This window comes from Bradyrhizobium sp. SZCCHNR1093 (genome assembly GCF_032381175.1).
Lineage (GTDB): Bacteria > Pseudomonadota > Alphaproteobacteria > Rhizobiales > Xanthobacteraceae > Bradyrhizobium.
In genome coordinates this window covers 353,223-372,449 of the sequence record NZ_JAUHJJ010000003.1, presented here as the reverse complement: position 1 = coordinate 372,449, position 19,227 = coordinate 353,223, and the positions used below count along the sequence as shown (strand labels likewise).

At 66.5% G+C, this 19,227-nt stretch carries 16 protein-coding genes; 11 read left to right on the top strand and 5 right to left on the bottom strand.

Going from position 1 to position 19,227, the window contains the following annotated elements:
* Nucleotides 1-6: 6 nt before the first annotated feature.
* A complete protein-coding gene (locus QX070_RS12725) occupies nucleotides 7-2,442 on the bottom strand; it encodes a DUF2235 domain-containing protein (protein ID WP_315737389.1) in 2,436 nt (811 codons plus the stop codon).
* 375 nt (nucleotides 2,443-2,817) lie between these two features.
* Between QX070_RS12725 and QX070_RS12720 the strand changes: the two genes are divergently transcribed.
* Nucleotides 2,818-3,351, top strand: coding sequence for a cytochrome b (locus QX070_RS12720; RefSeq protein WP_315737388.1), 534 nt, complete (start codon nucleotides 2,818-2,820; stop codon nucleotides 3,349-3,351).
* 257 nt (nucleotides 3,352-3,608) lie between these two features.
* Here QX070_RS12720 and ftsH read toward each other — a convergent pair whose 3' ends face one another.
* Both ftsH and QX070_RS12710 read right to left on the bottom strand, forming a co-directional pair.
* The gene (ftsH, locus tag QX070_RS12715; protein WP_315737387.1) at nucleotides 3,609-5,456 is read right to left on the bottom strand and encodes an ATP-dependent zinc metalloprotease FtsH; all 1,848 of its coding nucleotides are present in this window, start codon (nucleotides 5,454-5,456) and stop codon (nucleotides 3,609-3,611) included.
* A 66-nt stretch (nucleotides 5,457-5,522) separates the two neighbouring features.
* On the bottom strand, nucleotides 5,523-6,476 hold the full coding sequence (locus tag QX070_RS12710) for a lipid kinase (RefSeq protein ID WP_315737386.1): 954 nt from the start codon (nucleotides 6,474-6,476) through the stop codon (nucleotides 5,523-5,525).
* Nucleotides 6,477-7,051: 575 nt separating this feature from the next.
* On the opposite strand from QX070_RS12710, the gene QX070_RS12705 reads away from it, so the two are divergent.
* The 6 genes from QX070_RS12705 (at nucleotide 7,052) to QX070_RS12680 (ending at nucleotide 13,878) form a co-directional block, all read left to right on the top strand.
* Nucleotides 7,052-8,029: a TerC family protein gene (locus QX070_RS12705; protein WP_315737385.1), complete on the top strand. Its 978-nt coding sequence runs from the start codon at nucleotides 7,052-7,054 to the stop codon at nucleotides 8,027-8,029.
* 28 nt (nucleotides 8,030-8,057) lie between these two features.
* Complete coding sequence (locus tag QX070_RS12700) at nucleotides 8,058-9,011, top strand: exopolysaccharide biosynthesis protein (RefSeq protein WP_315737384.1); 954 nt, start codon at nucleotides 8,058-8,060, stop codon at nucleotides 9,009-9,011.
* Nucleotides 9,012-9,253: 242 nt separating this feature from the next.
* Nucleotides 9,254-10,999 (top strand): CHAD domain-containing protein, encoded by a 1,746-nt coding sequence (locus tag QX070_RS12695; protein ID WP_315737383.1) that lies wholly within the window; start codon nucleotides 9,254-9,256, stop codon nucleotides 10,997-10,999.
* A gap of 83 nt (nucleotides 11,000-11,082) precedes the next feature.
* Nucleotides 11,083-11,295, top strand: coding sequence for an MJ0042-type zinc finger domain-containing protein (locus QX070_RS12690; RefSeq protein ID WP_315737382.1), 213 nt, complete (start codon nucleotides 11,083-11,085; stop codon nucleotides 11,293-11,295).
* 193 nt (nucleotides 11,296-11,488) lie between these two features.
* Nucleotides 11,489-12,661, top strand: coding sequence for a M20 aminoacylase family protein (locus tag QX070_RS12685; RefSeq protein WP_315737381.1), 1,173 nt, complete (start codon nucleotides 11,489-11,491; stop codon nucleotides 12,659-12,661).
* A 299-nt stretch (nucleotides 12,662-12,960) separates the two neighbouring features.
* Nucleotides 12,961-13,878, top strand: a complete 918-nt coding sequence (locus QX070_RS12680) for a DMT family transporter (RefSeq protein ID WP_315737380.1) — start codon at nucleotides 12,961-12,963, stop codon at nucleotides 13,876-13,878.
* A gap of 147 nt (nucleotides 13,879-14,025) precedes the next feature.
* On the opposite strand, the gene QX070_RS12675 is transcribed toward QX070_RS12680, so the two are convergent.
* Nucleotides 14,026-15,039, bottom strand: coding sequence for an NAD(P)-dependent alcohol dehydrogenase (locus tag QX070_RS12675; RefSeq protein ID WP_315737379.1), 1,014 nt, complete (start codon nucleotides 15,037-15,039; stop codon nucleotides 14,026-14,028).
* A gap of 191 nt (nucleotides 15,040-15,230) precedes the next feature.
* A complete protein-coding gene (locus tag QX070_RS12670) occupies nucleotides 15,231-16,085 on the bottom strand; it encodes an HWE histidine kinase domain-containing protein (protein WP_315737378.1) in 855 nt (284 codons plus the stop codon).
* A 446-nt stretch (nucleotides 16,086-16,531) separates the two neighbouring features.
* Between QX070_RS12670 and QX070_RS12665 the strand changes: the two genes are divergently transcribed.
* The 4 genes from QX070_RS12665 (at nucleotide 16,532) to QX070_RS12650 (ending at nucleotide 19,196) form a co-directional block, all read left to right on the top strand.
* Complete coding sequence (locus QX070_RS12665; protein ID WP_315737377.1) at nucleotides 16,532-16,945, top strand: hypothetical protein; 414 nt, start codon at nucleotides 16,532-16,534, stop codon at nucleotides 16,943-16,945.
* Between the two features lie 166 nt (nucleotides 16,946-17,111).
* A complete protein-coding gene (locus tag QX070_RS12660; RefSeq protein ID WP_315737722.1) occupies nucleotides 17,112-17,297 on the top strand; it encodes a hypothetical protein in 186 nt (61 codons plus the stop codon).
* 159 nt (nucleotides 17,298-17,456) lie between these two features.
* A complete protein-coding gene (locus QX070_RS12655; protein ID WP_409999163.1) occupies nucleotides 17,457-17,981 on the top strand; it encodes a thermonuclease family protein in 525 nt (174 codons plus the stop codon).
* A 117-nt stretch (nucleotides 17,982-18,098) separates the two neighbouring features.
* Nucleotides 18,099-19,196 (top strand): D-alanine--D-alanine ligase family protein, encoded by a 1,098-nt coding sequence (locus tag QX070_RS12650; protein ID WP_315737376.1) that lies wholly within the window; start codon nucleotides 18,099-18,101, stop codon nucleotides 19,194-19,196.
* Nucleotides 19,197-19,227: the final 31 nt, after the last annotated feature.

The following is a 19,227-nucleotide window of genomic DNA, read 5'->3' as shown; positions in this document are numbered from 1 at the left end:
GCGCCGTTACAGCTTCTTCAGCGAGACGGCCGCATTGCCCTTGTTGTTGAAATAGAATCGATACAACAACCAAGGAAACAGGATGGAGGTGTCGTTGACGTAGACGAACACCTCCCCATCGCTGCGTGCGGTGAACTCGGCCGTCCAGCGGCTACTGCCGGGTGCTTCGGGTCGGAAGGTGGGGAGATGCTCCTCCAATCCCGTGCTGCCCACCCGTACGATGGGCGCGAACCAGTTCGACCAGATCAGCCGCTTGAACGGCAGGCCCGGTAGCTGCGTCCAGGTCCCGTAACCAAAGCCGGCCGGGGATGCAGGGATGCTGCCGTCGCTCCATCCCTCTCCGACATCGAGCGTGATCTGATACGTCTCGTCCTGCGCCACGCTAAGCGCTGTCGGATAGCAATGGTGGCGCGTCTCGAACAACGGCCGGATACTTCCATTATGCCATGCCCCGATCTCTGTCTCGTTGACCTCGGTCGGCCTCAGTGTTGCCTTGCAGAACAGACCGGCCGTGTTGGCCGCGCCGAACGCCAGCCACCAGAACAGCCAGAACATGATGGCGGTCGGGAAGATCCACGATTTCAGGACGTAGAAACCGGCGATGTACCAGCCCTGGCGTCGCAGCGAATAAACCGTCGCGCGCCAGCCGGTCACCGGCTTGTGCCGGGATGGATCGTTCCAGGCGATGCGTGCGGCGTCGCGGATCGTTCGCTGCAGTGAGGTGCCCCACGCCGTCAAGCCGAGCGCCACGGCTGCCCCGATCAGCAGGAAGCCGGGCGAATCCCGGAACGCTACGAACCAGGGATCGAGAAATCTTGGCAGGAACGCAGCCGCCGCGTTGACCAGGGGATCGCCCACCACACGCAGGGGGTCATAGAGGAAGCGCGGCCGATAGATGACGGCGTACGGGATCGCTGCGACGAACAGCAGCGCGAACATGGTGGCGAAATAGACCACGCGGCGCAGCCAGACCCAGTTCCAGACATCGTCCTGCACCCGCGTCCGCGCGTGCCCGCGATCGAGCGGATGCGGCGCATCGACCGGCGTATCGGTCTCATCCGTGACGCGGTAAGCGGCGGGTACGACCACCGGTGCATAGTGATCGGGACCCGACCCAATGCGTTCGAACACGGTGCGGTGGATGGTCGGCTTCACCGGCGGCAGAGGTGGCTGCGGCAGGCTCGGGTGCAGATCGTCAGCAAGAAGCCCGGTCTGGGCCTTGAACGGCGAATGAAGCAGCCACTTGATGCGACTGACATCGTACCGGAGCGATAGCTTGTAGGGCGGCGCGTCATAGATCTCGCGCAGATTGCGCGGCTTGTAGCGATAATAGGCAGCCAGCCCCTTGCGAGAGTCGTTCAGCGTATCGAGCGGATCGATCTCGGGATCGTAGAGCAGCCTGCGCCGCCCGTCGAGATAGACGAGACCATAGGCCTGGGCGCGGTCGAGCATCCAATCGAGCGTCACATAGGAAAGGCCATCCTGCGGATAGCCGCCGCCGATGTCGGAATGCACGCCGGTAAACCACACCTGGCTGATGCGCTCGCGGTCACGTGGCGGCAGGTCGGTGCGCAGATGCGGCGGCGGGTCGGCGAGTTTCGCAGCTTCGCTGCGCGGATCGTGATCGATGCCGAACAGCCAGTCCTTCTTGTCACTGCGGCCCGGGACGGCATCGTCCCGTCCCCACACATAGCGCTCGTCCCAGATCACCGGGCGGAAGGCGTCACGCTCCTCCTCGATCGCGAGGGCGTGGCAGGCGCGATGGATCTTGGAATTCATGAACTGGTCCGGCATCGACAGCGGCCAGATCCAATAGTCGATGGCGCGCGTCATCTCCTCGATCGGCCCGCCGTAGGCGTCAACGGTGTCCCAAATGCCGACGAAATGCACGCTCTCGACCTCGACTGCTGGCGGAGCCTCGGGCGCAACGCCCTGCAGCCTGCGCAGCAGCTTGATCCCCCCATCGCGCCATTTACGGAGGTCCAGGCCGATCTTGCCGAGATATCTGAGAAGTCCGGTGTTGTAGCGGCGACGATAGCGGCGATAGGCGTCCGCAGCGAAGCGCGCGAGGTCGGCCTCATTGTTGTTGTAAGCGACGAGGCCCTGCCCCGCGATCATCGCCGCCACGATGCGGATCGTGAACGCGCCGCGGCTGAAGCCGAAGCAGTAAATGCGGTCGCCCGGCTTGTAGTTGCGACAGCAGAAGCTGTAGATCGCAATCGCATTCCGCTTCAGGCCGAAGCCGAAGATGCCGCCGAGGGCTGCGAACAGCTTGAAGGAGGACGTGCCGACGCCATCGTCATAGAAGGCGACCTGCCGGCGCGGATCGCGCAGGTCCAGCAGCTGGAACAGGCGCCAGACATTGGTCTTGAACACGGCCTTGGCGCTGTTGCCGGTCCCGTCCGACAACAGCACGATGTTCTTTGCAACAGGATTGGACACGAGGCCCCCCGACCAGAATGCCGGCAGGGAGATTGGTCCGCAATTGCAAGAAAATCAAGGCGCAATCCCTGCGCGAGCCTGCAGGACACCCGCTCAGTTCTCAGCACCGCCCGTCATCCGCAAGGCAACATCGTCGCTTGATCCGATGCAGACATCGAACGGGGGACGGCGTATCGCCCCCCACAGGCCGGTTCGGCGCTTGAGGATCACCGGAGGCGCGACTGACAGAGCGGCACGCATGGAATCACTCAAAAATGATCAGCAGATACCTTTGTGCGGTTGTCCGACATCTCGTCGTCGACCTCTGATCCTTCGACACCGACCAGACGAGCGCCTATGCAGGTCGTCCTGCTCCCCCACCGACGAGACACCCACATGCCGGCGACCTATGATCCTCTGCTGCGACGGATCCATTGGGCAACGGCGCTGCTGTTCATTGCAGCCATGCTGATCGGACTCTATTGCGGCCTGCAGCCGGCTGGGACATCACCGCGGCGCGAGCTGCTGGAAATCCACAAGTCGCTCGGCGTCACGCTGTTTCTGCTCGCCATTCTCCGTCTGATCGTGCGGGCTCGCACGACGGCCCCGGCAGCTCCGGCCGCCTTCGGCCCGATCGTCCGCGCGCTGTCGCAGCTCAATCATTGGACGCTCTATGCGCTGCTTCTGGTCATGCCCGTCACCGGCTACATGTTCTCGTCGGCCGGCGGCTACTCGCTGCGCTACTTCTGGACGTTCAGCTGGCCGCGCCTGTTCGCCGGCGACAAGACGATCGCGCAGGCCGGCGAGATCACGCACGACGCGCTGGCCTATGTGGTCTATCTCGTCGTCGGCCTGCACATCGCCGCCACGCTCTGGCATGAGTTCGTCAAGAAGGACGAGACATTGGCCCGGATGTGGCCGCGACGGTGACCTCGTAGCCCATGAGCGCAGCGACATCCGGGTTCATCGCAGGCAGCGTTGGAGACCCCGGATATCGCTCCGCTCATCCGGGCTACGAGGTCAATGCGCTGCGCCTTCGTAGGGCGGGCAAAGCAGTCGCCGTCAGGCGGCAGCGTGCCCACCGTCGTGCGGCAGAGCAAGCGATCAGATGGTGGGCACGGCGCCTTCACGATCTCGCTCGTAGAATGAGCACGGCTGCGCCTTTGCCCACCCCTACACAGCACCAACTACATCGGCTTCGCCGCCGCAACCAGATCGCCGGCGCGCTGGTCCTGTTTCATCAGCGAGGCCAGCTCGGTCTCGTCGAGCGTCTCCTTGACCAGCAGGCGGCGCGCGGCGCGCTCCAGCACGTCGCGCTTGTCCTGCAGCAGCTTGCGGGTGCGCTCCAACGCTGATGTCACGATCGCCCGCACCTCGGCGTCGATCGCATCCCCTGCGGCCCCGCCATACTCGGCGCTGCGTGAGACGCCGGGCGCCAGGAACGACTGGTTGTCGCGCTCGTAGGCGACCGAGCCCAACTGCTCCGACATGCCGTAGCGCGTCACCATCGAGCGCGCGATGTCGGTAACGCGGCGCAGGTCGTCCGCGGCCCCGGTCGACAGATGGCCGTAGACCACCAGCTCCGCGGCGCGGCCGCCGAGCAGCACCGCCATCTTGTTCTCCAGCTCCTCGCGCGTCATCAGGAAGCGATCTTCGGTCGGACGCTGGATGGTATAGCCGAGCGCGCCGACGCCGCGCGGAATGATCGAGACCTTGTGCACGGGATCGGTGCCCGGCAGACTCATCGCAACGATCGCATGCCCCATCTCGTGATAGGCGACGATCTCGCGCTCCTTCGGGTTGAGCAGCCGGTTGCGCTTCTCCAGGCCGGCGACGATGCGCTCGATGGCGTTGTTGAAGTCGTCGAGCCTGACCTCGTCGCCGCCGCGCCGCGTTGCCAGCAAGGTCGCCTCGTTGACGAGGTTGGCGAGATCGGCGCCGGTGAAGCCGGGCGTCAGCGCGGCCACCTTCTCCGGATCAACGTCGACAGCGAGCTTGGCCTTCTTCAGATGCACCTGCAGGATCTGGATGCGGCCCGGCTTGTCCGGACGATCGACCAGCACCTGGCGGTCGAAGCGGCCGGCGCGCAGCAGCGCCGGATCGAGAATCTCGGGCCGGTTGGTCGCCGCCAGCAGCACCAGACCCGTCGAGGAATCGAAGCCGTCGAGCTCGACCAGCAGCTGGTTGAGCGTCTGCTCCTTCTCGTCATGGCCGCCGGCGAACGGGCCCATGCCGCGGGCGCGGCCGAGCGCATCGAGCTCGTCGATGAAGATGATGGCGGGCGCCTTGGCGCGGGCCTGCTCGAACAGGTCGCGTACGCGCGCCGCACCGACGCCGACGAACATTTCGACGAACTCCGAGCCGGAGATCGAGAAGAACGGCACGCCGGCCTCGCCGGCCACCGCCTTGGCGAGCAGCGTCTTGCCGGTGCCGGGCGGGCCGACCAGCAGCACGCCCTTCGGCATGCGGCCGCCGAGACGGCCATAGGATTTCGGATCCTTCAGGAACGAGACGATCTCGCGCAGCTCGTCCTTGGCCTCGTCGACGCCGGCGACGTCGTCGAAGCGGACGCCGGTGTTGGATTCGACGTAGACCTTGGCCTTGCTCTTGCCGATCTGCATCAGGCCGCCGCCGAGCCCGCCGGCGCCGCCCATCATCCGGCGCGACAGCCAGTACCAGACGCCGAAGAACAGTGCGATCGGCATCACCAGCGAGAGAATGTCGCCGAGGATGTTGCTCTCGACGCGGCCGGTGAACGTCACGTTGGCCTTGCTGAGCTCCTTGGCGAACTCCTGGTCGACGCGCGTCGTCGCGAAGCGCGACTGGCCGCTGGGCAGCGGCTCCTTCAGCGTGCCTTCCAGATAGTTCTCGGAGACGCCGACCTCCTTCACCTTGCCGGCGGACAGGAGATCCTGGAATTGACTGTAGGGAATGACGGCGACCTGGCGATAGCTCGTCCACGCATTGTGGATCATCATCGCGACGAAGATCGCGACGATGGCGTACCAGAGATTGAAGCGGGTCTGCTTGGTCATGGGTCTCTCAATCGGGTGATCAGTCGAAAACGAGCGGCCGCAAGCGGCGGATCAAGCGCCATCGCGTCAGGCGCGATCCTGCCCTCCGGCCTTGGGGACGAATACGGAGACGGCGCGCGGCAGCACGCCGAAGCGCGCCGGCGTGAAGGTGACGAGCTCTCCATCGGCATTGATCGGGCGCGGACGCCGCGTGCGGATCTCGAAGGATGTGTCGCGCGTGGCCCGCACCTCCTGCCACAGCCCGTGGCGGCCCTTGCGGAAGTCATAGGCCATCGCCAACAGCTTCCAGACGCGGCCGATCTCCAGCGAATAGAGATCCAGATGGGAATCGTCGATCTCCGCGCTGTCCTGGACGGCCATGCCGCCACCGTAATAGCGGCCGTTGCCGACCGCGATCTGCAAGGTCTTGACGCGCGCCGCGCCGTCGGACGACACGATCATGGCCCGGAACGGCCGCGCATTGGTCAGCACCTTGAGCGCCGTGATCGCGTAGCCGAGCCGGCCGAACCTCCGCTTGGTCTCCTTGGTCAGTTGCCGCGCGAGCTCGGCGCTCAAGCCGAGGCTTGCGACGTTGAAGAATGGATGACCATTGACCTCGCCGAGATCGATCTGGCGGCGGTGGCCGGCGGCGATCACGTCGACCGCGGCCTCCATGTCATCAGGCAGGCCGAGCGTGCGGGCAAGGTCATTGGCGGTGCCGGCTGGAATAATGCCGAGCGGCAGGCCGGTCCTGACCAGTGCGGGCGCAGCCGCGTTCAGGCTGCCGTCCCCCCCGGCGACGACGACCGCCTCCGCATCGTCGGCATGGGCTTCGATCCACGGCGCCACCTCGCGCGGACTATGCGGCGCCGAGATCACGAGATCATAGCCGGCCGCACTCAGCCGCGACACGGCAGTGCCCGCGGCCTCGCCGCCGGAGCGGCTGCCGCGGTTGATGATCATCAAGAGACGGCGCGTTGCGACGGCCGAGCGCGACGGCGGCGCCTTCGCGATCGATACCTGGTCACCCCCCGTGGTCACGATTGTCTCCCGTATACGAGATGCCCGTGCGCATCAGCGCACCGGTTCCATACCAAGCGACGAGCAGGCGCTCCGGTTCCATCACGATCAGGGCCGCCATCCGAGGGACTCCGGGAGGTTTGAGCGGGGGAGTGATTGTTGGGCTGGTGATGTCTGGGGCGAGAGCCGCAAGGGCTGATAGCAACAAGCGACGCGTGTGGCCGCATCTGGTCAAACTCCTCAGGAGCGCTCCGAAGCGCGCAATACCGCCAGCGGGATCACTGCCAGCGGCATCGGTCATGAAAGAGAGTCCGACATCATAGTCGCATGGACTATCAGAGGGGCCCGGATCTCCGGCCCTCTGGAATTAGTTTGCAGCCGCACGCCCGCAAGACGGCTGCCGCGGCAGCAGACACTCTGTCGCACCTCCACGTTCATCTTGCTGAACGTGGACGCAAGGGGCTGGCTCTTGAAAACCGATCGGGACACACATACGTCCGTTCCCTACCCCTGGTCCGGGCCCCTCTGGTGAAGCTGCCGGTGCGCTCACGATGTCGGACCTGACATCAATTTCACCGGCCTGAAGAGGACCCGTCGTGGAATTCCTGCTCATCGCGTTTGCCGGCAAGCCCGTCTGGATGTGGCTCGCCTTCCTTGCAATCGTGCTCGCCCTCCTCGTCTTCGATCTCGGCGTCCTCCATCGCAAGACGCGCGAGATCTCGGTGCGCGAGAGCCTCGTCATGAGCGCCATCTACATCATGCTCGCCCTGGCCTTCGGCGGCTGGGTATGGTGGCAGCTCGGCGGCGAGGCCGGCACCGCCTATCTCACCGCGTTCACGATCGAGAAGGCGCTGGCGATGGACAACGTCTTCGTCATCGCCATGATCTTCAGCTACTTCTCGATCCCGCGCGCCTATCAGCACCGCGTGCTGTTCTGGGGCATCGTCGGCGTCATCGTGCTGCGCGCGATCATGATCGGCCTTGGCGCCGTGATCGTCGCTCAGGCGAGTTGGGTGCTCTATCTGTTCGCGCTGTTCCTGGTCGCGACCGGCATCAAGATGCTGGTGTTCAAGGACAAGCCGCACGACATCGGCTCCAATCCGGCACTGGCCTGGGTGCGCCGTCGCTTCGACGTCACCGACCGCCTGCACGAGGAGCGTTTCTTCGTTCGCCAGCCGGATGCAAGCGGCAGGCCGACCTGGTTCATGACGCCGCTGTTCCTGGCGCTGATCCTGATCGAGTTCGCCGACGTCGTCTTCGCCGTCGACTCCGTGCCCGCGATCTTCGCGATCTCGACCGACCCGTTCGTGGTCTACACCTCGAACATCTTCGCGATCCTCGGCCTGCGCGCGCTCTATTTCGCGCTTGCCGCGATGGTCGATTGCTTCCAGTATTTGAAGCTGGCGCTGGCGGCAGTGCTGATCTTCATCGGCTCGAAGATCTTCCTTGCCGACCTGCTCGGGCTCGAGAAGTTTCCGCCCGCCCTCTCGCTCGGCATCACCTTCGGTCTGCTCGGCGCGGGTATCGCCTATTCGCTGTGGAAGACGCGGCCTGCCGTCGAGCAGATGAAGTGACGCAGGCCAGAGGACATGAGGTTGCCGCGTGGTGATGAATGATGTCGCATCCAACGATGAGGACTCGTCGGCGCCGCGCCGTCACAACGGGCCAATCAGCCGCCGGCTGCTCGCGATCGCCCGCACGGTGCGGTCCGAGGAGCCGTCCATCGGCGAATTGTTCGACCGGCTGGAGTCGGAAGGTCTCGGCCTGACGTTGCTGCTGCTGACCTTGCCGGCGTTGATCCCATTGCCCGGCCCGTTCGGCATGGTGTTCGGCACCTTGGTGGCTCTCGTCGCACTGCAGATCCTGCTCGGCGCCGAGCGGCTATGGCTGCCCGAGCTGCTGCGCCGCCGGCCGGTGCCGCAGCGGCTGCTGCGCAAGGTGATCCGTGCCGGACTCGATTGGGCGGGCTTTGCCGAGCGCGGCCTGCGTGAGGACCGGCTGGTCTGGCTGACCGGCCGGCCGGCGCGGATGCTGCTCGCGCTGCCCCTGCTGCTGATGGCCGTCACCATCATCCTTCCGATCCCCATGGGCAACGTGATGCCGGCGTTGGCGCTGATCGCCGCCTCGATCGGCTTCATGGCCGGCGACGGGCTCGCAGTCCTGCTGTCGATCCTGATTGCGATGGCCGCGGTCGTGTGGACGGCGGTTCTGCTCTATACGGGTGCCGCGGCCGCCGATTATGCCGCAACTCTCCTGGCACGCTTCGCGGTGCATCTGCGGGCCATGCTGGAGAGCGTCGGTGTCGATCTCGGCTTTGCCGCCGGCGTGACGACCGTGTTTGCGGTCGCAACGGGCATCGCCGCGCTTGCCTTCTGGGTGCAGGCGGTGCGCCACCGGCGCAGCCGGCGCATACCCATCGATCCGACGCAGGATCCGCGCGAATGCTCCCGCGCGCTGGCGCGACGCGGCCGCGGTCTCGTGGCCGCCGCGAGCATTGCGACCACCGCAGCCGCCGTCTTCATCGCCACGCGTTTCATGCTGACCGGCTCGATCTGAGTTCCCGCTGTGGCAGCGCGGCCGCGCCACGGTGCATTGCGCGGCTACGAGGGACATATCTTCGTGAGCGCCCGCCGGCCGCAAGCGCGAGCACTTGTCATTGAAGTAGCAACAAAAAATGCGACCGATAAGCGCAGGCGCGTCGAGCATCGTCAGCCGCCTGCGAGAAATGCCACTGTCCCTTTGTGCCGGCTGCAGCTATACGAGAGATGACTGTCACTAAACGGTTACAGAATCGACACATGCCCGATTCGAACGCAACGGCGTCGATCCACGGCAGTGGCCATGCGGTCGGCCTGCGGGATAGTGGTGACTCGGCGAGCAGCGATCCCGGTGGCGCCGCCGATAGCTTGACTGCACAGCACCTTGCCGATCACGCGGTCACACGGGGGAATGCCGTGGCGCCGGGCGTGGAGGTCGTGACGCCGTCCTTGCCGGATCCCGCGGCCGGCGCCGGCCATGAGATCGAGCTGAAGCTCCTCGTCGCGCCCGATCAACTCGCCGGCTTCAACAACGCACCGGTCGTTACCGCGCATGCGCGCAACAAGGGTTCGCGCAAGCATCTGACATCGGTCTACTACGACACGCCGAAGCGCATGCTGTGGAAGAACGGCTTCACCTTGCGGGTGCGCCAGAGCGGCTCGCGCTTCGTGCAGACCGTGAAAGAGCAGCACAGCGACGACCCGCTCAAGCGCGGAGAGTGGGAGGCCAGCGTCAGCTCGCTGGCGCCCGATCCGGTGCTGGCGGCCGCGCTGCTGCCGGAGGAGCTTCGCTCCGCGCTGGCCGATGCAACGCTCGAGGCGGTGTTCACGGCCGACGTGCATCGTCACGCGCGCATGCTCGACGTGCCCGGCGCGACCATCGAGATCGCGTTCGACAGCGGTGTCATCAAGGCCGGCGAGCACCGTGAGATCGTGAGCGAGATCGAGCTGGAGCTCAAAAGCGGCAACCCCGCCGCCATCTACGAGATCGCGCAGCGCATCGCCGATCACGGACCGATCAGACCTTCGATCCGCAGCAAATCCGCGCGCGGTTTCGACCTCGCAGCCGGAGCAGCGCCGGGGGCCGAAAAGCCGCGCAAGCTGCGCCTCGATCCGGCGGTGTCTCTCGACGAGAGCTTCGCCGTCGTCCTGCGCGGCAGCCTGCGTCATCTGCTGCAGGCAATGCCTGCAGCAGACGACGGACGCGATACGGAAGGCGTGCATCAGTTGCGGGTAGCGCTGCGCCGCCTGCGCGCCGCGTTGCACCTGATGCGGCCGCTCGGGACCTCGGCGACGCTCGACGGTCTCGAGGCGGATGCGCGCTGGCTGGCACAGAGCCTCTCGGCGGCGCGCGACCTCGACGTGTTCCTGAACGATACGCTGCCCGAGATCGCCGAGGCGTGCCCCACGGTTGCAGGCTTCGACTCGCTCCGGTCGCTCGCCGAGCGGCGGCGCGAACTCGCCTATCGCACGCTGCGCATCGCGCTTGCCGAGCGCCGCTGCGCCGCTTTCGTGCTCGGCCTCGGCGAATGGATCGAGACCCGCGGCTGGCGCAACGACGTCTCCCCCGACGATCTCCGACGCCTCGCGGCGCCCGCGATCGATTTCGCCGGGCCCGTCCTGTCGGAGCGCCACCAGAAGGTGCTCAAGCGCGGCCGCCGCTTCAAGAAGCTGCCGGCCGAGCGGCGCCACCGGCTGCGTCTCGCGCTGAAGAAGCTGCGCTACAGCATCGACTTCCTGCTGCCGCTCTACGGCGCGAGCAAATCGGCGAAGAAATATGCCAGGACGCTCGCCGGTTTCCAGGAACAGCTTGGCCACTACAACGACATGGCGGTCACCGCCGGCGTGATCGAGACCCTCGGCACCACCTCCACCGACGCGGCGATCGCGGCCGCCGCGATCACCGGCTGGCAGACGCATGCCATGGCCGGCGTGGAGCAGCCGTTGCGCGAGGCGTGGCGCGCCTTCACCAAGGCGCCGACGCCGTGGCAGGCCGAGGAGGCGTGACGATCGGACGCGATGACGTCGGTTCATGGAGCGCATTGATCCGGTTCAAGGTGTCTGGTCGAGATGTGTGGGAGCGTGATCTCATGAAGATATCCAGCGTGACGTGTCCGCATTGCCGTGCCGCCTACGAGATCGCGGAATCGACATCCGCCGTTGGCGCTGCCGGGCGGTTCGACTGCGGCGTCTGCGGCACGCCGTTGGCAGCGTGGGACGAGCCGAAGCTGCGGGCCTTCCGCCTGGAGGTGCCGCCCGAGCGCAAATACCCCCGCGTGCCCGCCCCCGCCCCGCTCGCCTGAATCCCGTTCCGTAATCCGGAACGCCCGGCATCGTCCGTAGAGGTGACCGCGCATCCGCGCATGGCGCCATGGCCGGCCGCAACTTGCCTCGCTTTTTTGACCGGGTCATAGTCGGTCGTTGCGCGGTGCTGTCGGCTGGCCTGGCCGCATCACTGCAGCGTTCCGATTCACTTCAGCGAGTCATCCGGTCCTCATGCCCATCCTCAACAGCATCGCCGCGCTCTCCGACGAAATGGCCGCCTGGCGCCACGATTTCCACGAACATCCCGAGCTGCTGTACGAAGTCCATCGCACCGCCGGCATCGTCGCCGACCGCTTGCGCGAATTCGGCTGCGACGAGGTCGTGACCGGCATCGGCCGCACCGGCGTGGTCGGCGTGATCCGCGGCCGCAAGTCCGGCTCCGGCAGGACCATCGGCCTGCGCGCCGACATGGATGCGTTGCCGATCGAGGAAACCTCCGGCGTTCCCTATGCCTCGAAGACGCCGGGCCTGATGCATGCCTGCGGCCATGACGGCCACACCGCGATGCTGCTGGGCGCTGCGAAATATCTCGCCGAGACCCGCAATTTCGACGGCACCGCTGTCGTCATCTTCCAGCCGGCCGAGGAAGGCGGCGCCGGCGGCAAGGCAATGGTCGACGACGGCCTGATGACGCGCTGGGGCATCCAGGAGGTCTATGGCATGCACAACATGCCGGGCGTCCCCGAAGGCCATTTCGAAATCTCGCCGGGCGCGATGCTGGCTTCGGCCGATGCGATCCACATCAAGGTCACCGGCAAGGGCGGCCATGGCGGCGCCGGCCCGCACCGGGCCGTCGACAGCATCCTGATCGCCTCGCAGATCGTCAACGCACTGCAGTCGATCGTGGCCCGCAACGTCGATCCGTTGAAGTCCGCGGTGATCTCGATCTGCTCGATCCATGGCGGCACCACCTTCAACGTGATCCCCGAGACCGTCGAGATGCTCGGCACCGTCCGCACGCTCGATCCGGAGATCCGCGACCTCGTCGAGAAGCGCATCGTCGAGGTCACCGAGGCCACCGCCCGTGCCTATGGCGGCTCGGCCGAGGCGATCTACGAGCGCAAATATCCGGTGACGATGAACCACCCGGCCCAGGCCGCCTTCGCCGCCGACGTCGCCCGCGACGTCGCCGGTGACGAGCGCGTCAACGACCGCGCCATTCCCCTGATGGGCGGCGAGGACTTCGCCTTCATGCTGGAGGCCCGCCCCGGCGCGTTCGTGTTCCTCGGCATGGGCCCCGGCAACGAGTGCCACCACCCGGCCTATCGCTTCAACGACAATATCCTCAGCGCCGGCGCATCGTACTGGGTGAAGCTGGTCGAGAAGAGCATGCCGGCGAACTGATCGGAGCGACCGCGCAAGCTCGCAACGGCGTCATTGCGAGGAGCCGTAGGCGACGAAGCAATCCAGGATCTTCATCGGATCGCCAGTCTGGATTGCTTCGCTCCGCTCGCAATGACGGGTGTGGCTGACATCGCCGGCCTCACAGACTCCGTCATCGCGAGCGCCAGCGAAGCGATCCAGGGACGCAATCCACCGATTGGAATGGCTTCGGCTTCCTTCCACGAACAGTTCGCCCCGTATCGAAACATCACGCGCCGCCGCCCGGCTAGGAGAAGCCACTCTCCCGCCCGCGAGGCACCATGCAGAGCCGCTCCGATCTCACGACAGAATTCGCCCTCCTGCTCGTTCTCTCCACCTTGTGGGGCGCCTCCTACACCTTCATCAAGATCGGCGTCGAGACCATCCCGCCGCTGACCCTGATCGCGGCACGCACGCTGATCGCGGGCTTGCTGCTGGCCGCGATCATCCGCAGCAGCGGCCTCGCTTGGCCGCGTGACCGGACGATATGGCGTCGCTTCATGATCCAGGCCGGCCTCAACAGCGTCGTGCCGTTCACGCTGATCGCCTGGGCCGAGCGCACCGTCGAGGCGGGCCTTGCGACGATCCTCAACGCCACCTCGCCGATCTTCACCTTCCTGCTGACCGCGCTGGTGACGCACCACGAGCCCGTCACCCTGCGCAAGCTGGTCGGCGTCGCCGCCGGACTCGCCGGCACCTGCCTCATCGTCGGCACCGAGGCGCTGGGCGGGCTTGGCCGCGAGTTGTGGGCGCAGATTGCGATCGTCGCCGCCACCATCTGCTATGCTGGCGCCGCGATCATGGGAAAGAGCTTCAAGGGGCTCAACCCTATGCTGCCGGCGGCGGGATCGCTGCTGTCTGGCGCCTTGGTCCTGATCCCGCTTGCGCTGGTCGTCGACCATCCGTGGACGCTGGCACCGTCGCTGCGCTCGGTGTTGGCGCTGGCCGCGCTCGCGACCGTCTCGACCGCGGCCGCGATGGTGATCTATTTCCGCCTGGTGCAGACGCTCGGCTCGATCGGCGCCACCGCGCAATCCTATCTGCGCGTGCCGATCGGCGTTGCAATTGCCGTTGCCGGCCTCGGCGAGCGCCTCGCGCCGAGCGCCTGGATCGGGCTCGCCTGCGTCGTCCTTGGTGTGATCGCGATGACGCTGCCCTCGCGCAAGGGGGTGATGGATGGCAGAGAGACGGTCCGCTGACCGCATATCCCGGCAGGGCTCAAAACAAGCGCAACTCACGCCGTCATTGCGAGCGCAGCGAAGCAATCCAGGGCGGCGAGCAAACAAGTCTGGATTGCTTCGTCGCCTTCGGCTCCTCGCAATGACGAGAAAATTGATGCAGCGCCCTTACCCGATCGCGATCGCTACCTTTCCGACATGCGCGCCACTCGCCATGTAATGGAACGCCTCGCGCGCCTCGCCGAACGCAAACACGCGATCGACCACCGGCTTCACCTGATGCAGCGTCAGCGCGTTCGCCAGCGCCTGGAGATCGTCGACCGAGCCGACCGTGACGCCCTGCAGCCGCTGCTGCTGCATCACCATCAACGGCAGCCGCAGCTCCGAGGCCGGCGCTCCGGCGAGCACGCCAATGAAGGCGATGGTGCCACCGATCCGGGTGGCGCGGATCGACTCGTTCAAGGTACCGACGCCGCCGACCTCGACCACGAGATCGACGCCCTGCCCGGTGATCTCGCGCGCCTTCTTGCCCCAGTCCGGCACCTGCTTGTAGTTCAGCGTGACATCGGCGCCGAGCGCCTTCAGCCGCGCGATCTTGGCCTCGCTCGACGACGTCGCGATCACCCGCGCGCCCGCGATTTTCGCGATCAGCAGCGCAAAGATCGAGACGCCGCCGGTGCCTTGCGTCAGCACGGTGTGGCCCGGCCTGATGCCGCCGAGCTTGATCACGGCACTCCAGGCGGTGACGCCGGCGCAGGGCAAGGTCGCGGCCTCGACATCGCTGAGATGCGCGGGCGTCCTGATCAGCGCCTGCACCGGAAAGACACGATACTCGGTCAACGTGCCGTCGACGCCGCCGCCGAGCGCCCCACGCATCTTCGCTTCGCTCGGCTCGCCGCCCGTCCAGCTCTCGAAGAAGCTGCCGACGACACGATCGCCGGCTGCGAACGCCGACACGCCATCGCCGACCGCCTCGACCACGCCTGCGCCGTCGGACAGCGGCACCAGCGGAAATTTCTGCCGTGAGCCGTAGCCGCCCCTCACGGTCAGGAGATCGCGGTAGTTGATGCTCGCTGCCGTCAGCCGCACCAGCACCTCGCCCCTGCCGGGCTGCGGCACGGGCTTGTCGACCAGCGCCAGCGCATCGATTCCGCCGGGCCCCTGCAGCTCGTAGCATTGCATCCGATGTCTCCCGCCCATGCGGCGCTGTCGCTTCGTTCTTCCGCCGGGAATGGTGAAGCGTTTCGTGCCGGCGATCAAGCCGACCGTCGTTCCATGCGACGGACAAACAACGCAAACACGCGCATGCTCCGCGCTGGAGTCCGGAGATCACCGCGACCGCGCGTACCGACCGCCGACACGCCGTCACGCCGTCACATCGCCGCTTCGAACCTGATCCGACAGACCAGACCCTCGTCGCGAAAATCCTGCTCGATGCTGCCGCCGATCGCTGCGAGGCTCGCTCGGATCATGCGCGCGCCAAATCCCTCGCTCCCAGGCGGCTCGATCGCGTGCGGACAGAGCTCGCGCCAGGCCACGGTGCCGCGACCGCCTTCCTGCGCGATCTGGACCTCGAGCCGTCCGCCCTGACCGCGCAGCGCGCCGTATTTGACGGCGTTGGTCGCGAGTTCGTGGAACACCAGCGCGAGATTGCGCACCGCTTCCGGCCCCAACGGCATGTCCGGCCCGTCTACCGTCACGGCGCCGGAGGCGCGATACGGCTGCAGCTCGACGTCGAGCAGCATGCGCAAGGTCATCAGGCGGTGGTCCGACCAGGCGAGACTGTTGGCGCGCGCGACGGCGTCGAGCCGCAGCGCGATCGCCTCCCCTTTGGCGCGATCCTCGCCCGACAGGCTCGATCTGACGATCGCCTGAAACAACGCGAGCTGATTGTTCACGCGATGCCTCAGCTCGCCGAGCAGCAATTCGCGCGCATGCTCGCTGCGCTTCAGCTCCACGAGCGCGCCGCGACAGAGATGCCCGAGCCAGATGATCAGCGCCGCGGTGCTCAGGAATCCAACGAGGTTGATCGCCTCGGCATGATCAGGACGATCGGTGAAGCCGACGAGCACCACGGTGGCGGACAGCCAGGCGGCAAAAATGGCCGCGGGAATGCCGCCGAGCAGCGCTGCGAACACCACCGCCGGGTAGAAGGTCGCGTAGGGCAGCGTCGCGCCGGCATAATCCAGCCCGATCCGGCCCGCGGTCGAAATCGCGACGGCGAGCATGGTGAGCAGAAACGTGGTCGCCGACCATCGTCTGCTCCGAACGATCCAATCTGAGAAACTCCGACCCGCGCGCACGATTGACCCCGAAGGCAAGGTCTATCGCCGGATGCCGACTGGAACAAGCGGAAGGAACTGCCGCCGGGGCGCAAATATTTTAGGAACCTTTGCCGCGCCGTTGCGTTTGGCTACCCCTGTTGCGCCAGACGGAACGCATCATGCCGCGCGGTGGGAGAAGCCGCTCCGCCGCCACGGGCACGCACTCCGCGTCGCGTCTGCGCCAGCACGAATGCCGGACGTTGCACGATGAGCTCGTCGCAGGCTCGCCGACGAACTGAAAAGACAACGGTATCGGAACGCTGCACGCGAAAGAGCTTGTATCCGGCGCTTCTCGCTGCGCTAACCCTAGCGGCTTGCCGCTGAGCGCCGCAGCGTCGATCATCGCGGCCATGACGACGAAATCGCGCGAGAGACTCTACGGTGCCGGCATCCGCATCGCGCAGGAGCAGGCCGCGCGTGCGCGTAAGGAAGCGGATCGTCTGGCCTGCGACGCCTGGAATAAGCGCATGCTCGGCTACAAGGGGCCGGCGCAGCCGTCACCGCTGCTCGGCGATGCGCTCAACGCCGGCTATTACTATCTGGAAGTGCACTGCCTCGGCTGCGACACCAATCAGACCGTCGCGCTCGACATCATCAGGCGCGCCAAGACGACGCCAATCCATGAGCTCGAGCGCTACATGCGCTGCCAGGATTGCTCGCGGCTTCGCGGTCATCCCTACAAGCGCAGCGCGCTGGTGGCGTTGCGCGAAACCAAGATCTCGGCCGCGCATCCGGCCTCGACATGGTGGCCCGGTGAGCGATAGGCGGTCGAATACCCAGCGTCGCGTCCCCTCGGATTCGTGCAGAGGTACTCCGATCAGGCACTGACTGCACCCGCTCGAAAAATACGTGGATACTCGGAACAATCATGACGATCCGTTGTTTCGAAAACTTGCCGGCGCGGCAGGGAAGCGGAACATGTCAGAGTTGATGACTCAGCCGGACAAGCTGCGGGCCGACGCGGCGGAATGCGCCCTCATTCGTGATCTCGCCACCGACCGCGACAAGCGCGAGCTGTTCGCGCGTCTGGCCGAGCATCTGAGCATGCTCGCCGCCGAGGTCGAGCGCGCGGCCCGCGCGCAGGATGGGCGCACAGAGAAAGCGAGCCTTCGCTGAACCGCGAAGCTCCCTGGACGAGCTGCGCGGATTCACGCTCCCCTGCTGTCGCTGCGCTCGCCACACAATCGCGCAACTCCACTTCGCTATAGATCGGGATGATCCGCGATCGATTCGCCCCGCGAGCGATCACGCCCCTCTCAGCGTCAGGTGCCGATCTTGCGACGTTTCCTTCCCTGCCTCGTTCTGCCGCTTCTCCTCGCTTTCCCCGCCGCAGCGGCTGAGCTCGTTGGCCGCGTCAGCATCGTGGATGGCGACACGCTGGACATTCACGGCGAGCGGATTCGCCTGTGGGGCATCGACGCGCCCGAAAGCGCACAGCTCTGCCGCGGCCGCGACCGCAGGCCGTATCGCTGCGGCGCGCTGGCCGCCAACACGCTGGACGCCTTCACGCGCGGCAAGGTTCTGCGCTGCATGCCGGTCGACGGCGATCGCTACGGCCGCATCGTCGCGCGTTGCGCCGCCGGCGCGACGGATGTCGGCCAGTTCATGGTGTCGCGCGGGCTCGCGGTCGAGGAGCCGCAATATTCGCGCGGCGTTTACACCGCCGATCAGCGCGCCGCCCGCCGCGCCGGCCGCGGCATCTGGTCCGGCCGCTTCATCGAGCCGCCGCTCTATCGCGGCTGCATGCATGCCGGCGGGACGACGTCGGTGTGCTCGGACGGAGGGATCGGCTGGCGGTGAGCGCGGCCGCGTGACGGCGTCGCCTTGTCCACCACACCGGCCACAACACCTCAATTGCCACGCGTCGCCCTCTGGCTGTACGGTCGCGCACCGCAAAGACCAGGCTGGATGAGGACGATGACAGAGACAAAGACGCGCGTGGCGATCCTGTTCGGCGGGCGCTCGGCGGAGCACGACGTCTCGCGGGCCTCGGCGGCCAACATCTTCCGCTCCCTCGATGCCGGCCGCTACGCCGTCACGCTGATCGGCATCACCACCGACGGACGCTGGGTGCTCGCCGACGCTGCGAATGACGGCACAGGCGCGGCGCTGACCGTACCGACCGACGGCCCACAGATCGTGCTGCTGCCGGCCGGCCGGGGCCGCGCGCTGGTCATCGGCGACGGCGCCCCGCGCGAGCTTGCCTTCGACGTCGTGTTTCCGGTGCTGCACGGTCCGAACGGCGAGGACGGCACCGTGCAGGGCGCGCTGGAGCTCGCCGATGTCGCCTATGTCGGCGGCCGCGTGATGGGATCGGCGGCGGCGATGGACAAGGACGTCGCCAAGCGCCTGCTCCGCGATGCCGGCCTGCCGATCGTGCCGTTCGTCACCATGACGGAAGCCTCCCCGGTGACCTATGAGGCGGCGGTCGATGCCGTCGGCTCGTCCGAGCTGTTCGTCAAGCCGGCCAATCTCGGCTCCTCCGTCGGCATCTCCAAGGCGCGCAGTGCCGAGGAGTTCGACGCCGCCTGCCGCCTGGCGCTGCGCTTCGACCGCAAGATCCTGATCGAGCGCTGCATCAGCCCGGTGCGCGAGATCGAATGCGCGGTGCTGGAGCATCCCGACGGCAAGGTCGCCGCGTCCGAGCTCGGCGAGATCGTGCCGGCCGACAGCCACGGCTTCTATTCCTACGAGGCCAAATACACCGACGCATCGGGTGCCTCGCTGCACGTCCCGGCACAGGTCGAGCCGGGTCTCGCCGCGCGCATCCGCAAAATGGCGACCGAGGTGTTCGGCGTGCTCTGCTGCGAGAGTCTCGCGCGCGTCGATTTCTTCGTCCGCGGCGAGGAGGTCTACGTCAACGAGGTGAACACCCTGCCGGGCTTCACCAACATCAGCATGTACCCGAAGATGTGGGAGGCCACCGGCCTGCCCCAGCCGGCGCTGATGGACAGTCTGATCGCGCATGCGCTGGCGCGTCATGCGCGGCTCAGGGAGTTGGCGTCGCAGCGCTGACGACGATCGCCGGCCGCTTCTCGGGCCCGAC